The sequence below is a fragment of the Lactobacillus sp. B4005 genome, from assembly GCF_026536045.1.
Classification (GTDB): domain Bacteria; phylum Bacillota; class Bacilli; order Lactobacillales; family Lactobacillaceae; genus Lactobacillus; species Lactobacillus panisapium.
This window is the reverse complement of sequence record NZ_JAFNOZ010000004.1, coordinates 115,856-130,659: the sequence shown is the minus strand read 5'-3', so window position 1 is coordinate 130,659 and position 14,804 is coordinate 115,856. Positions and strand designations below refer to the sequence as shown.

The 14,804-nt window shown below is 34.7% G+C and carries 14 protein-coding genes and 1 pseudogene; 10 read left to right on the top strand and 5 right to left on the bottom strand.

Going from position 1 to position 14,804, the window contains the following annotated elements; genetic code table 11:
* The 8 genes and pseudogenes from J3U73_RS08685 to J3U73_RS08650 form a co-directional block, all read left to right on the top strand.
* A pseudogene (locus J3U73_RS08685) lies at positions 1 to 228 on the top strand (hypothetical protein); the annotation flags it as partial.
* A 102-nt stretch (positions 229 to 330) separates the two neighbouring features.
* Entirely contained in the window at positions 331 to 1,206 is an 876-nt protein-coding gene (locus tag J3U73_RS08680; protein WP_267410190.1) for a DUF4097 family beta strand repeat-containing protein, read from the top strand.
* Between the two features lie 52 nt (positions 1,207 to 1,258).
* A complete protein-coding gene (locus tag J3U73_RS08675; RefSeq protein ID WP_267410189.1) occupies positions 1,259 to 2,140 on the top strand; it encodes a DUF4097 family beta strand repeat-containing protein in 882 nt (293 codons plus the stop codon).
* 263 nt (positions 2,141 to 2,403) lie between these two features.
* The gene (locus J3U73_RS08670; protein ID WP_267410188.1) at positions 2,404 to 3,255 is read left to right on the top strand and encodes an Rgg/GadR/MutR family transcriptional regulator; all 852 of its coding nucleotides are present in this window, start codon (positions 2,404 to 2,406) and stop codon (positions 3,253 to 3,255) included.
* A gap of 723 nt (positions 3,256 to 3,978) precedes the next feature.
* On the top strand, positions 3,979 to 5,169 hold the full coding sequence (locus J3U73_RS08665; RefSeq protein WP_267410187.1) for a hypothetical protein: 1,191 nt from the start codon (positions 3,979 to 3,981) through the stop codon (positions 5,167 to 5,169).
* Positions 5,166 to 5,777 (top strand): ATP-binding cassette domain-containing protein, encoded by a 612-nt coding sequence (locus J3U73_RS08660; protein WP_267410186.1) that lies wholly within the window; start codon positions 5,166 to 5,168, stop codon positions 5,775 to 5,777. The genes J3U73_RS08665 and J3U73_RS08660 overlap by 4 nt, the downstream gene beginning before the upstream one ends.
* A 5-nt stretch (positions 5,778 to 5,782) precedes the next feature.
* Positions 5,783 to 6,943, top strand: a complete 1,161-nt coding sequence (locus J3U73_RS08655) for a hypothetical protein (protein WP_267410185.1) — start codon at positions 5,783 to 5,785, stop codon at positions 6,941 to 6,943.
* A 104-nt stretch (positions 6,944 to 7,047) separates the two neighbouring features.
* Positions 7,048 to 7,710 (top strand): type 1 glutamine amidotransferase, encoded by a 663-nt coding sequence (locus tag J3U73_RS08650; protein ID WP_267410184.1) that lies wholly within the window; start codon positions 7,048 to 7,050, stop codon positions 7,708 to 7,710.
* Between the two features lie 247 nt (positions 7,711 to 7,957).
* Here the strand turns inward: J3U73_RS08650 and J3U73_RS08645 are convergent, their stop codons facing one another.
* Entirely contained in the window at positions 7,958 to 9,388 is a 1,431-nt protein-coding gene (locus J3U73_RS08645) for an SLAP domain-containing protein (RefSeq protein ID WP_267410183.1), read from the bottom strand.
* Positions 9,389 to 9,666: 278 nt separating this feature from the next.
* Complete coding sequence (locus J3U73_RS08640) at positions 9,667 to 10,209, bottom strand: SLAP domain-containing protein (RefSeq protein WP_267410182.1); 543 nt, start codon at positions 10,207 to 10,209, stop codon at positions 9,667 to 9,669.
* Positions 10,210 to 10,422: 213 nt separating this feature from the next.
* On the opposite strand from J3U73_RS08640, the gene J3U73_RS08635 reads away from it, so the two are divergent.
* Complete coding sequence (locus tag J3U73_RS08635; protein WP_267410181.1) at positions 10,423 to 11,799, top strand: MFS transporter; 1,377 nt, start codon at positions 10,423 to 10,425, stop codon at positions 11,797 to 11,799.
* Positions 11,800 to 11,878: 79 nt separating this feature from the next.
* Entirely contained in the window at positions 11,879 to 12,166 is a 288-nt protein-coding gene (locus J3U73_RS08630; RefSeq protein ID WP_267410180.1) for a MazG-like family protein, read from the top strand.
* Positions 12,167 to 12,378: 212 nt separating this feature from the next.
* Here the strand turns inward: J3U73_RS08630 and J3U73_RS08625 are convergent, their stop codons facing one another.
* The 3 genes from J3U73_RS08625 to J3U73_RS08615 all read right to left on the bottom strand — a co-directional run bounded on the left by J3U73_RS08625 (position 12,379) and on the right by J3U73_RS08615 (position 14,780).
* The gene (locus tag J3U73_RS08625; protein ID WP_267410179.1) at positions 12,379 to 13,269 is read right to left on the bottom strand and encodes a DUF4097 family beta strand repeat-containing protein; all 891 of its coding nucleotides are present in this window, start codon (positions 13,267 to 13,269) and stop codon (positions 12,379 to 12,381) included.
* 212 nt (positions 13,270 to 13,481) lie between these two features.
* On the bottom strand, positions 13,482 to 13,958 hold the full coding sequence (locus J3U73_RS08620; protein WP_267393677.1) for a nucleoside 2-deoxyribosyltransferase: 477 nt from the start codon (positions 13,956 to 13,958) through the stop codon (positions 13,482 to 13,484).
* Between the two features lie 21 nt (positions 13,959 to 13,979).
* Entirely contained in the window at positions 13,980 to 14,780 is an 801-nt protein-coding gene (locus J3U73_RS08615) for a tyrosine-protein phosphatase (protein ID WP_220268610.1), read from the bottom strand.
* Positions 14,781 to 14,804 lie beyond the last annotated feature (24 nt).

Below are 14,804 nucleotides of genomic sequence, written 5' to 3'. Positions count from 1 at the left end.
CATCCGCCAGCTTATTATAATGGTGGTTTTTATAACGACGTCAGTTTAGGGCTAAAGACGGCTAATGGAGCAGGAGAAGGCTACTATACCTTCATGCGCAGCACGAAGACGGCGAAGACCATGATTATTATTCAGGCCAATAAGACGCGGAAGGGCGAATTTGTGGTTTTGAAAGATCGTATTGATAAATTAATAGTTGAATTATTTGCTAAAAAAGGAAGTATCTAGCTTTTAAGTGTGAATAACTGATTTATTAAGTTGAAAAAATAATAGGAAATTTGTTCAGTATACAGAACTTATAATTTTTCAATTAAAAGTAGGGAGATAAAGATGAAAAAAATCAGTAAATTGTGTATTTCGCTATTCGTCATAGTTGCTTTACTATTTATTGGTATAAAAGTAAGTAATAATAAGCAAAATGCTAAGGCAGATCAGACTAAAATTACCTACGTAAAAAAGAAGGGTAGGACTATTAAAGTCTTTAATGTTCCTGCCTTTGAAAAAATTAACGTTAATATTAATAAAGCTCGTCTGGATAAAAGATTTATCAACCTGAAAGTTTCAACGGGAAAAAATTTTCAGGTCAAGGCTACCGGACCAGATGCCAAAAAAATAAAAGCTACCGTTAACAATAAAAGTCTCACTATTTCTAGCTCACACTCAATCCGTAAAGGCAGATACAATGTCAGCGTGACTGTCCCTAATAGCGATGCCTTGCAAAGCATTACTGGTTATAGCTATGGTAGTAACGTTAGCCTTCATAAATTAAATCTTACTGACATTCAACTAGCAGCAATCTATGGTGATGTTGCATTAGACAAGATTAAAACTGATGAGCTTAAACTACGTCAAGTTTCCGGAGATTTTACAGCAAATGATTCAACTATAAACAAGGCAAGCTTAACTTCAGACACAGGAGACACAGTAATTAGCAGTTGTAAGTTTCAAATGAATGCAAAGTATTCTGATGTATATGATGTTGAAGTTGAAGATTCCAAGATACTTGGCAACAGTTCGTTTAGTCTGCATGAAGGAGACTTCATCATGTATGATTCACCAAAGATTGGTTATAACCTATCATGCTGCAAAAAAAATAAAATTAAATTCTTTGGTAAGTCGCACTCAACTCATTTTGAGCGAACCATCGATAATAAGCCAATACTTACTGTTAAGGATAGGAAAGGAGACATCCATATCTTCGATTAGATAGCAGGCTTTCAAAAAAATAGTTAACGTGAATAGAATAGGAGGAATAATTATGAAGAAAAGATCTCAAATAATATCTTTAATAGGAATTATTTTAATATTAATTAGTGGCATTCCAGTTATAAGAGCCTTGAATTTTCAAAATACTAATGCTAAAGCAGTGTCACAAAAGGCACCTGCAAGCCAAAAAGTTAGTAAAACCTTTAAAACGGCAGCATTCAACCAAGTTAAACTTGATACTGATCGCTCAAGTCTAAAATTTATTGTAGGCGAAGATTTTCATGTCACAGTTAGTGGGAAGCTTAAATCTCGTATTACGGATACTAAAGTTACAGTTGATAATAATCAACTAACTATTTATGATAAGCCAGTTAAGCATCATAATTATGGTGGCTACTTAGTTACAGTAACTGTACCTGATAGAAATACTATCGAAAAGATTTCAGGAACATGTAACTTGAGCGACCTTAGTTTTAATGACTTAGCCATCCCATATATTGATCTCAAGGCACAATACGGTGATGTTGTTATGAACCACGTAGATTCTAAGAATGTTCATTTAAACCAAAAATATGGTGATTTAAAAATAAATAATTCTTTAGTAGAAAATGGTACGGTTAGCTTGGATGTTGGTGATGTTATTATAACTAATAGTCAGTTCATGATTAATGCGGCATTAGGTAAAAAAGGAAATTGTAAATATGGTGATGTCAAGATTAGCAACTCAGTAATGACTGGTGACAGCTCATTTAGTCTGATTAATGGCGATTTTAGTATGACCAATGCGCATAAGATGAGTTATAAGTTGTCAACAAAATTAAAGAGGAAAATCAAAGTAAATAATCGGTCATATTCGAAGCATTACTCCAAGATTTTGAAGAATAAGCCTCTACTTAAAGTCACTAATAAAAATGGTTATATTAAAATTGATTGAATTCAAAAAGCTATAAACATAATACAAAAACGACATTACAACCGTATTTATAGACTAGTCTAAGGCTGGTAGTAAAGTAGCCTGCCAAATGGAGTAAGCTCCAATAAATATTGGATTGCACAATATAAAAAATGAAATTATCAATACTTGAAAATAATTAAATAATAGGGCTAAGTTTAAGAATCATATTAAACTCTTAGTACTTCAGAATTTGTAGCTTTACAATATTTAAGTCTTATTCAATTTTTCATTGAAAGGATCATATGAATAATAAATTTGGCGAAAAATTTAAAGAAATAAGAAAACAAAAGGGGATAAGTTTAGATACAGCTTCTCGTGATATTACTTCTAAGTCTTCTTTATATTATTGGGAAAAAGGGCAGGCTAATATGTCTTTTGAAAAAGTGATTGCAATGCTTGACCGTATGCGTATTAAGCCGTCTGAGTTTGTCACGGACAGTTTAAGCGACAACCTTGATTTTAAAGAAATATCTTCCGCATATTATCATGATAATGATCAACGACTTAGAGAATTGGCGACTGTGTATTTAAAAAGCAGTCAACAAAATCCTTATGACCGAACACAACTATTAAGAGCAGCAATTGCTTGTAATTTATTAAAAGCTGATACAGAAATTAATTTGTTCACGCCTAGAGATTTAAGTAGGTTAGAGGAATTACTTTCAGAAATTAAAAACTGGTATTACGAAGATTTGTTTAACTTTGGCAATACACTTTTCCTTTTACCAGGGAAGCGTGTTTTCGGATTAGCGCATACACTTTTAGTCAAATATCAGAAAAATGATAATGATTATCAGTGGCAACACGCTGCTGTAGCGACTTTAATTAATGCCGCTTTTTCTTTACTTTATACCGATTTCTATTATGCACAAAAACTATATTCAAAGTTAAAAGCTTTAAAACTGAGTGATAATTTTGCCTACGAAAAAATCCGATTAAAATTCCTTGATGAAGTATTTTTATTTATAAGAACAAAAGATGACTCAAGAATTAAAGGATCTTTTTTTCCAATATTAGACTATTTAAATTTCCCACAACTTAAATTATCAATACAAAATACTTTTTCTCAATTGAAGCAACTATATAATAGCTAGTTTGCTAATAACAGCTATATCACAACTTAAATTGATTAAAAGGCGAAAATAGTCCTGAAAATTAGACAACAATCAGGGCTATTTTTTATTGCTAAATTATCCAAAGGATAAAAGTTAAACTCTTGTTATCAATGGCAACAAGATCATTCAATCACATATTTAGTGAAACCCAGTTATATTAATGATTCTAATCTGTACTACTTGCTTCGTTTACTTGATTATCAGTTCTTACCCGCTCCTATGAATATCTATTGATACTGTACTAATGCAGACCCAGGCCCTAACCAGCAGTTAGTGCGCTCATTTAAGTGGAACTTAAAAGTATAGCTATTTTGGTCAGATTAAACATGTATTATTTTGATTGCATTTCTATATGTCTTACTTCATAAATTAATGGCAATAGTACTTTTATAATTATGTTGAGACTCGAAACATTAACAATTAATTTATTTTTTATTATTTTTATTGATAATTTACAAACTAAATGTTAATATTTTATTAATTAAATGTGGCGATTAAATAATATGCTTATGGATAAATATGCTAGTTCTCGTTAAACAGATCGGACAAAATATCGTGTACGAGTAAGTTGTAAAACCACTTAGACACGCATATATTCTTATTCAGGAGAATACTACATTTCAATTGAATAATTAAATTATTAAGGCTGCTAGATAAAAACTACTAACAGCCTTTTGCTATCCCAAACAAAGGAGGGTAAAAATGCAATATTTCAAATTGCAAATCAAACGAATATTAAAGAGTAAGTTCACCTGGATAAGTTTAATATTAATACTTTCTATTTGTGCTTATTTTTTAAGAATAAATTATATTGTTAATAATGCGGATAGTCATGATCTTAGTCAAGCAAAGTCCAATTTGATTATTCAGCAGCATAATATCAAGTATTTTGGCAAGGCGCTAAAGGATTCAAAGCTAGGTACGCAAGAAAAAAAGCAAATGACAGGCGATCTGAAAGAAGCTAAAAGCACCTCTAAAGAACTACAGACTTTAATTGGGGCACTAAAAAATAATGATTGGAAGACTGCCTATCCAATTATGATTAGACAAGAAAAAAGAAATCTTGCTAGTGCTAAAAAAGATAATTTAGATAATGCTTTATTGACCATGAGTAAAAGAGATCTGCGTCAGTTAGAGATTCTGGCTAAGCTTCAGATACCAAAAGAGAACTATGCGTCTATCAAAGGTGGCTTTTTCGTTTTACAAATGATGGAAACTACTATACCACCACTGGTTGTTTTAGCTGTTGTCTTTATTCTGGTTAAAATTTATTCTGCAGGGTTTTTCGAGCGGATGCGATTGGGTAATTTGCTGCCACAAAAAAAGTTGACCTTAACAGAGTTTTATACTGGCATTATCATTGGCTTTGGTTATTTCTTGCTAGTCTTTTTCTTAATTTTTCTTTTGCCCAGTCTTTTCTTTGGGACAGGAAATTTTAATTATCCGATAACTGCGATGAATCCCCAAGCCAAAGAATATATTTTTATTCCCATGTTCAGGCTATTTTTACCGACATTGTTTTTAGAATTGCTTAGTTTAGCTTTTATTGCAGCGGCTGTTTTACTAATTATTCAGTTGTTTAAGAGACGCTTAGTAGCTTTGCTTTTGTCCGTTTTTATTTTAGTTGGAGGCATGGTATTGCCTCAATTTGTAATTGGCGTGCGTAGCTTTGCCCAATATTTGCCGATGTCTTATTTCTTTGCATTGCAACCGGTCGAAGGGATGTTTGGTATTAGCAATGCTTATACCTTTGCTGATGAAAATCAACTGGTTACTTATCCACAAGTCAATTTTAGAAATGGGGTCATCGTACTTGTCATGGGGACAATCGTAATTTTGCTCTTAAACTGTCTCATTGCTAAAAGTACGCAAAAGGGGAGGAAAATAAAATGATTGAGGTAAAAAATTTAAGTTTGACTTTGCGTGAGCCAATTTTAGAAAATACCAACTTTGTTTTTCAAGACGGGCAGATATATTTACTACAAGCACTAAATGGTACTGGTAAGACTAGTGTGTTACGAACTATGGTCAGTTTACTCGCACCAGATGCGGGTCAGGTTTCATTTGATGGTCATGAATTCACGGAAGTCAAACAGCAGGTCTTTTATTTAGAAACTGCGGATTGGTTTGATAAAAATCTTTCTGGATTAGATTACATGCAATTTGTAAAGCAGGAATGGCAGTCGGACCAGAAGATTGAAACTGAAATTAATCGTTGGCAGATGGGTGATTACGTTAAAATGCCAATTAGGAAATACTCGCTCGGGATGAAACAAAAACTTCTAGTGTCACTTTATAGCCTAAGCGGTGCAAAACATTTGTTGATGGATGAAATCAATAACGGCTTAGATGAAGATAGTCGACAGGTCTTGTATCAACAACTTGTTGCCTTAAAAAAGCATGGTAAGTTAATTATCATGGCTTCGCACTATCAAGATGAAGTTGCCAGTATTGTTGATCAAACCCTAACACTGAAAAAACAACGTCTAGTGCAGGAGTAAGGACTATGGCTTATTTTAAACTGCAGGTAAAAAAGGTGTTAAAAAACAATCTGACCTGGATATCCTTAATGATAGTGCTGTTAGCAGTCGGATTGCTTTTAGCCTATAACGCAGCAGCTCCTGATCAGTTATCACTGCATACTCAGGTCACTCAGGACTTAAGGCAGAACGAAAAAGAACAGGCACGATTCAAAGCAAATTTGGCGCAGCATCCTGGGAGCAAGTCTGATAAGGAGCAATTAACAATAATTTCCAAGCAAATTAACAGTGATAAAGCTATTTTAATAGCTTTAAATCAACAGAATTGGTCAACTGCTTACCGATTGATGATTAATCAGAATAATCAGCGTCTTAAACAAGTAAAAAGTGATAATAGCGAACTTAAAGAGCATCTTAAGCAAAATAATCTTCACCTTGGCGTATTGCTACAAGCTAATGTTCCTGAAGAAAACGAACTTCATCCTAAGAGAGGATTCCTATTCATATTCAAATTGCTAGAGGGACTATTACCGATATTGGCAACTGTTATGCTTTGCTTTATTTTAAGTAATTTGTTTACTGCCAAATACGTAGATCGTTTGAACCGTGCCACTCTGTTACCAAATGATGAGACAACAACGATTGATTTGATGACGGGATTACTTGTAACGTTTGTCTTAATTTTAATAGTAAGCTCAGTCGCCTTTGGTATTAGCAGTTTGTTATTTGGGTCTGGCTCGCTTTCATATCCGGTGCAAGCATTTACGCTACCTAAAGAAGCACCGCAATACCTACCTTTAGCTGCTTGGTTAGTTCCAACTATTGGATTAATGGTGTTGGCATTTACCTTTATGGTAGTTTTAATTCAGTTTATTGCGCAAGTTAGTTGTAACCAACTGAGCTGTCTTTTTATTTCATTGGTATTACTGCTTGGTGGAGCAGTTTTGCCACTACTGATGCAGTCGGTAGAAAAGCAGGCACAGTTCTCGTTTGTGCGCTACTTACCAACGACTTATATTCTTGCCTTTCAAGTAGTAACCGGTCGTTTCGGACTTGCACTACGTGATTTACACCTTAATTTTGCCTCGGGCTGTCAGGTTTTAGTAATTGCAATTGCCGTTTTAGCGATTCTTAATCTGTTATGGCCTAAAATAGCTCAACAAGTGGGACAATATTTTTCAAAATAATTGCTTAGCTAAAAATTTACTAGGCATATTAAGCAATTCATGCAAAAAGTTGTAAATAGCGGTAAAGTATAAAGTAATCTTTTGAAAATTATGGGGAGGTTACAATGATTGTTAATGTTTTGCAGCACACACCAAATGAAGGCCCGGGATCAATTCAAAAATGGGCTCATTTGCATCATCATGAATTTTATGTTTATCATCCCTACCAGTTTGGAATTTTGCCTACGGCAGAAGAAACAGATTTTCTGGTAATTTTAGGCGGACCAATGAGCCCGAATGATGACTTGCCTTGGATTAAGCAAGAGCGACAATTAATTAAAAAGTTATTGGCCAAAAACGTTCCCATTTTGGGTATCTGTTATGGAGCGCAGCAAATTGTCAAAGCTTTAGGTTACCAAGTTAAAAAGGCCCCAGTTAAAGAAGTAGGTTGGGGGCCAGTTACGGTGCAAACTGATATGATTAAAGGTTTGACACATGAATTGACGGTTTTACACTGGCATGAAGAAATGTTTGAGATTCCGCAGGAAGCCAAGATTTTGTTTTCTAATGATAATTTACAAAATCAGGGTTTTGTTCTTGGTAAGCAGGCAGTGGGCCTGCAATTTCACTTAGAGCCCGAAGAGGATAACTTGAAAGAAATTGTAGTCAATGATGCCCAGTACATTTCAGGTTCGGTCTTTCAGCAAACAGCAGAGCAGATTATCTCGGCGCCGATCTCGCCGGCAAATGAAGCAGCAATGTTCAGCATCTTGGACTATTTAGCTTAAAGCAGCGGCTTTAATGGCGATATATAACTGTCCTGTTAGTTCCCCCAACTGTTAAATTACCAAAGATTGATAATTACATTTTTGATATGGATCACATAAATTTACTTGATTAAACAAAAAAAGAAGCAGGCAAAACATTAAAAAAATAGTTTTATCTGCTTCTTACTTTTTTGTGGCCACAAAAGTTGACTATAAGGCCAACTTCTTTACCAATATTCTTTCTTAGATTATTTGATTAAGCAAATTTTTATATTGGCATTGCATCTTCAAATGTCCAATTAAAACCTAACTGATCAATTGGTAAAAATACCTCTTCCAGTTGTTGCTTTAACAATCTGGCGGCTTGTTTTACTTCCGCGATGCTTGCAGTATTTGAATCATTAATTTCGTTAGCATTTTTTATTGCCCTATCATAGAACTTAGAGCCGTTTTTTTGGTAATTTTCATTTGCCTTAACAACTTTATCCTGATCAATTAGTTTCTGTAAATCTGTCTTATCAGCCCTTGTAGCCACTTTAGCGTCTGCTTTGGCTTCTTCTGCTGTATTAATTGGAGTCAGTTGGGGACCAGAAATATGGCTAGTTCCTGTTACTTTGATATAGCTTCGATAATCCTCCGTTATTTTGCCATACTGAACTGAATCAATCGTATCACCATTTCTTGCTATATGATAGAATAATTCAGCCTTATTTTCCTTCGGTTGCCAAATATAAAGTTCCTCATCGACTGGGATTTTATCGCCCGTGTCAAAAGTTTCACCTAAATTAGTTCGCACTTGACCATTAATATCATAAACGTTTATATTATCAGTATTTAAAATATAATCATAAAATGTATAGGTTAGTAGTTTTTGCCGGGGCTGTTTTTTTACAAATTTTTTAGTAAAAAAGCCAGTTTTAGTTCCACTCAGGCGAAAACAAACAACTGTCGAGGGATCATACTGTATCAAGGAAACGCGGTCTACTTTAACTTTTTGGCCCGGCTTTACCATCACTTTTTCTTTTCCATAACCGACTATAAACTTATCAGGTGCATCAATTGTTACAGTTGCCTCAGCGGTATAGAGCGGCTTATTATCAATTCTTTCGACATTGGCCGCATTAATGTAGCCGCCACCGCCGATATTGTAATAGTACTTAGTACCAATCTTCTCATATGGCAGCCAAGACTGATTATAGTTATCATCGTCTAGTAAAAAGTACTGCTTGCTGTCGCGGTCGGTCTTTTCAACTGTTCCAGAATATTTGACTGGCGTTCCTTTCAGCAAGTGCGTGTTGCTTTTACTGCCACGAAACTTAGTCAAGCGTTTGCCATCTTTATCGTAAACATAAGAATTATAGTTTAATTCTAAGTTACCTGGCTGTATTTGGTTATTAATAGCGCCTACATTGGCCGCTTTAATATAAGTACCACCAGTCAAAGGATAATAATTACTGCCTTTAATAGTAGAAATTTTATTTGTCCCGTTAACGGTTGCACCCATTTTTAAAGTTTTCTGACCTTGGTAATATGTGCGTTTGCCATGTGCATTATATACATAAGAATTATGATTAAGCTTAAAAGTAGTAGCTTTGGCTGCCTGTACAGTAGGGCTAGGGGTTAGCACAGCAGGCACAATTGGACTAAGGGCAAGAAAACTTGCAATTGAACCAAAAATAATTTTTTTATTTAAATTCATATAATCACCTCTTATAATCACCTCAGAAATAGAAATAAGATTTTCACATTAATTATAGAACCTTATTATTTGCTTTGTATAGATATTTAAAGCAAACATGGCATAGACTAATTATCTGCTTTTTGAGATATAAAGGTTGTATTTTGCTAGAATATCGAAATGAGAACTTAACATTTTAATTAAAAATGATTATCAGTTCGCTTAACTTACGTTACATAGCTTTAAATATTGCCGCTTAGAAGCCTCGCAGTGCGGGGCTTTTGTAAAAAAATAGGTCTTCATTTAGAACCTTTTCTTTCGCTAGCGATTGCTGCGGCTGAACTGGAACCAGTTGTTTGGCCTAAAGCACTAGCTTTAATGTACTGTTTGGTAGGGCCACCGATACGGTAATATAATTGACCATTTTTGAACTTGAATGGATTGCCATAAGTGAGCACTTCTGTGCCTTTTTTAATTGGCCTAGTTTTTGCCTTTTTTGAGCTAGTGGCATGGACAAATGTATTCTGGCAAACTTGGCGGATGACACCATCAATGTTACTTGCCTTAAGATATTGATTCTTGTTTTTTACTTTATAATATGGAGTGCGTTTTTGGGGACTGAGTTTTACTGGTATTTCACTGACCTTAACTTTGCTATAAGGATAATATTTTTGCCTCGTTTTTTGGCCGGTTTTTGTATAAATTTGTGCTGTATGCATAATTGTTTTAGTAACGAAATGATTGCTAGCAGCATGATCTATATTAATCTGCCCATTGAAAATAGTGGTTGCGCCAATCATGAAAGCAGCAATTAATAAGTGACTAATTATTTTTTTATTCATTATGCAACTCATCCCTCTCATCCCTTCGCCTTAATTATAGCTCGTTAATTTCTTAAAAAATCACTTATCTTGCGATTAAAATCTAATAAGAAAGCCAGCTTATTAGGCAATTTGAATCAGATGGTGCGTTCTTGGTTGATAAATTAATTGGACGCTTTATGCTATGATACTAAAAAATGGTCCATATTATTGCAAAAGCTGAAGGAGAATTCAATGAATCAAAATAACAGACTTATTAGATCAATTTTTGCGATTGGCATTCTTAGCTTCTTGGGAATTGTCATTGAAACAGCACTAAACATTGCATTTCCCCAGCTAATGATGGAATTTCATCTGGGACCAGCAACAATTCAGTGGTTAACGACAGGGTATATGCTTGTTTCAACGGTGATTGTTCCTTTTGGCTCATATTTACGAAAAAGATTCCGTGCTGTCGGTCTTTTTCGTGCTGCAATATTCAGCTTTCTTCTAGGAACAATTTGTGCTGCAGTAGCTAATAACTTCAAGCTGCTTTTATGTGGCCGACTATTGCAAGGTGTAGCTAATGGGATTAGTTTGCCCCTAATGTTTTCAATTATTTTGGAACAAGCCCCCAAGAAAAAAGTCGGTACTTTTATGGGTATCGGAACATTGGTAATTGCTTTTGCGCCAGCCGTTGGTCCAGTTTACGGTGGGATTGTAGTCAACTATTTGCCGTGGCAAGCACTGTTTGCCTTTATTATTCCGGTAATTATTGCTACTTGGTTGCTGGGTGAAACTAGCATCAGCCAGACTGTTAAACCGCAAAAGATTACCTTTGATTATCAGGCGGCGGTAACTTTAGCAATCTTTTTGGTTTCTACCTTATTTTTAATTTTAGGTTTTACCAGTCATAATAAAATTTTACTTCAGCTGATCTTGACACTTTTGGCACTTGGCAGTGGCAGTCTGTTTGTTTATCTTGAAAGAAAAAAGCCTCATGCGCTTTTAGACATGACGCTATTTAAGAGAAAAAATTTTGACTTATTTTTAACGGCCTTTTTCTTATTGCAATTGATGTCGTTAAGCATGTCATTTTTAATTCCTAATGTTTTACAGATGGCCTTTAAACAGTCAACTGCAACTGCGGGGTTATTGATTTTGCCAGCTGCAATTGTCGATGCCCTTGTTTCAGCAATTGCCGGTGTTATCTACGACAAGGCCAATCCGCGTTTACCAATCATAATTGGCGTAGGCATTATCGCCGCTACTTTTTTAGTTGCACAAGTGGTTAAGCCAAGCGTGATAAGCTTAGTAGCCATTTATATTATTTTTATGCTGGGACTAGGGCTAAGCTACAGTAATATAATGACACTTAGCTTGGAACAATTGAGTTCTGCTTCAACTAATGATGGCAATGTCCTTTATATGACGGCACAGTCATATTCTGGTGCGATTGGAACAGCATTGGCAGCATCATTGCTTGGATGGGCGCAAGCTAAGGTACCTAGCCAAGAACTTGGTACTCTAAATGGGTTAAAACTAAATTTAGTTGTCTTATTGGTTATTGGTTTAATAATCTTGTGCTGCATATTAGCGGAAGCATTTTTAAAGCAGGCAGCTAAAGACTAGGATACTAGTTACTGACTTAAATTAAGAAATTGGTATCCATAAATATTAACCTTATTTTGGTATTTAAGAGGAATAAAAAATGATAATAGATACAAAAAAGCTTCAAAAAGAAGTTCTTGAAAATAAGAAAAATCATGGTTTCAATACAACCGATATTGAGTTTGAGCTCTTGAGATTGTATGGGGAAACTAATGAACTCTTTGAAGCTTGGCGTAAGCAAGATAAAGAAAATATTGATGAAGAGTTAGCCGATGTGGGCATTTTTTTATTAGGTATCTCAGAAATGCTGGGTAGTGATTTAGGAGAAGACATAACTAACAAAATGAAGGTAAATAGGGAAAGAATATATAAAAACAGAGATAAATAAATCATGGACTATTTGAGATTTTATCTTCTGGCTAAACTTCTAATTTGAGGGCAAAATAGCGCCATTAGAACGGCAGCGAAGTTAATACCTTTTTCAGGGCCAAGTTTTATTAAGTATTATGGAACCGTAACATTTGTACGAATGGTTTTTATGAGTGCCTATCTAGTTTTTTGCTTGCTTTCTAATCTTTAAAAAAATAAGTCGGTCAGAAGTTAGAAAATCTTGATATCCCCGTTTTTACTACGTATCTTTAATGTTGGTGCACCAGTTTCAACATGATAAAACAGAGATAGTTTATGGTCGCCAAAGAATGATATGTCAGCTGTAGGACCGGTTTTTAAATCATAGCTTATTTTCGATAAATTGTTTACTTTAAAGTTACCGTAAGTTGAAACTAACTTACTATTACCTAATATTTTGGACTTTTTAATTTTGAAATTGCCGGTCTCTGTTTTTCCGTTTGCTTTAAACTGACTATTTGTAATATTTATATCAGAGTCAGTAGAAGTTAAACTTCCATTTTTAAGAATTGATTTAGAAAGATTGAGATCACCTTCTTTTAATCTAAGAACAGCATTCTCTGTTTTGATGTTATTCAAGTTTATATCGCCATAGGCTGATTTCATCTTAATATTATCGATATTGAGACCATCTAACTTAACACTTCCCATGTAGCTAAAACCAGCTACTTTTTTAATATTACTTGTATTTGGAACTAAGATAATAACTTGATACATACCGTCATCGTGCTTGTAAGCCCGCTCGCCATTATCGCTAACTGTTAATTTTCCGTTTTTGACATTAGCTTTTATTTTTTGTGGTTCAGTACCCACAATTGTTACTTGGTATTTTTTTCCTTGTGATATTTGAATCTCTGGCTCAGATGTGTGGAAGTCAACTTCATTAAATTCTTTGACATTAGATGTTTTTGTTTGTTCATCTTTATCGTTATCTTTTTCATGTTTAGAAGAATGTGTGGTTTTTTGAATACTAGTTTGATTACCAGTAGTATAGTTGTGTGAATTATATTGCCACCATCCTATGGCAATTAATAAGACAACAATTACGGCGGATACTATATAAAGCTTATGTCTTTTATTCATTGATTTTCTCCTGCTATTTGTAAATCTATATTTAATACTTTCGATGCTATATTATATATAATATAGCATTAGAAATAATTATCAAGATAAAAATAATTATTATTAGAAGTATTTTTAAAGCGGGTAGCTAAAGACTAATGTTTGAAATCACATAAAAAATTGGACAAAAAAAGCTCTGCAACTATTAGCAGAACTTTTTTTAATTATTAAATTTAGTAAACAGCACCATCGTAGAAGTTGAATCGTGCCTTATCGAAGTCAAAGTCTTTTAATTCACTCATCTTAACAGCGTTATCGCAAACGCCCCAGCTCATTAAGTTGATTGGCTTACCGTAATCCTCGTCAGGGATAACTAAAACCACGTACTTGCCTTGTGACATGGCATAGCCTAATTCCATCCCTAAGCCAACATCTTCTTCATCTGGTAAGTAAACACCAATCATGATGTCACTAGCTTTGATTCCAGTTAAATCGCCCCGGTAAGTAGCAGTTGCCCATTCGCGATTGTGTAAGTATTCTGGATGTTTGCCGACATCAATTCCCTTGTATTGATTATCCAAAGGAACATAACTGTTTTCAAGGTCGATGGTTGGATTAGCTTCTAATGCTTTCATTGCATCATTGTAAGCCTTGTTTTGCTTATCGTTGAACCAGCCAGCACCAAAGTAAACGGTTTTCGCTTTTCCCATCATTTTCTCCTTTGTCTTTAATTAACTAAGATAAATTTTACGTAATTTACTGATCTCGTCATCAGTCAATTTCATCATATCACTTAAGTAGTTTTCTACGCCACCATAATTTTTATTTAATGTATCAATAACGTGATCGATGTATTGGGGATAAACAGTTTGTAAATCGTGTAAAATGCTCAAGCTGGTTTCATTAGCGCCTTCTGCCTTGGCTTTTTGTAAAAAGTCTTGCACGAAGTCTTTCGTAGCTTCATTAGTAAACATGTAATCTTGCTTAATTGTTTCCGGTGGGACACCTAAAGCAGATAAAGCAAGTAGTGCAGCGAATCCAGTTCGGTCTTTGCCGGCAGTACAGTGGAAAATTACGCTTTTGCCTTCCTCGTCATTTGCCAATAAAATATCAAAGAAATTGCGGTAGGCCTTTTGCGCCGACTCGCTCTTAATCATGTCATCATATGCAAGAAACATGTGGTTGTAGCCTGCTTTAGGATCTTCTTCTTTTTCGCTTAAAATCTCGTTGATGCCCTTGGATGAATCGGTTAAATCTTCACTAAAGACAGGATCGAAGTCATAAGTAGCACCGGTCGGAACACGATCAGGTTCTTTTTCTACTTCTTCTTTACTCCTGAAGTCGACGATATACTTGACACCGTAATCTTGTAAAAACTTCAAGTCTTGTTCGCTAAGTGTTGCTAGATTGGCAGTTCTAAGCAGTTTGTGCTTTTTGATGGTCTTGCCATCCTTAGTTTGGTAGCCGCCTAATTCACGAAAATTGCGGCCGTTCTTAATATCAAGTAGCTGATTTGCTAAATTTATGGTCATTGAATTATCCACCCTTATCTTGTG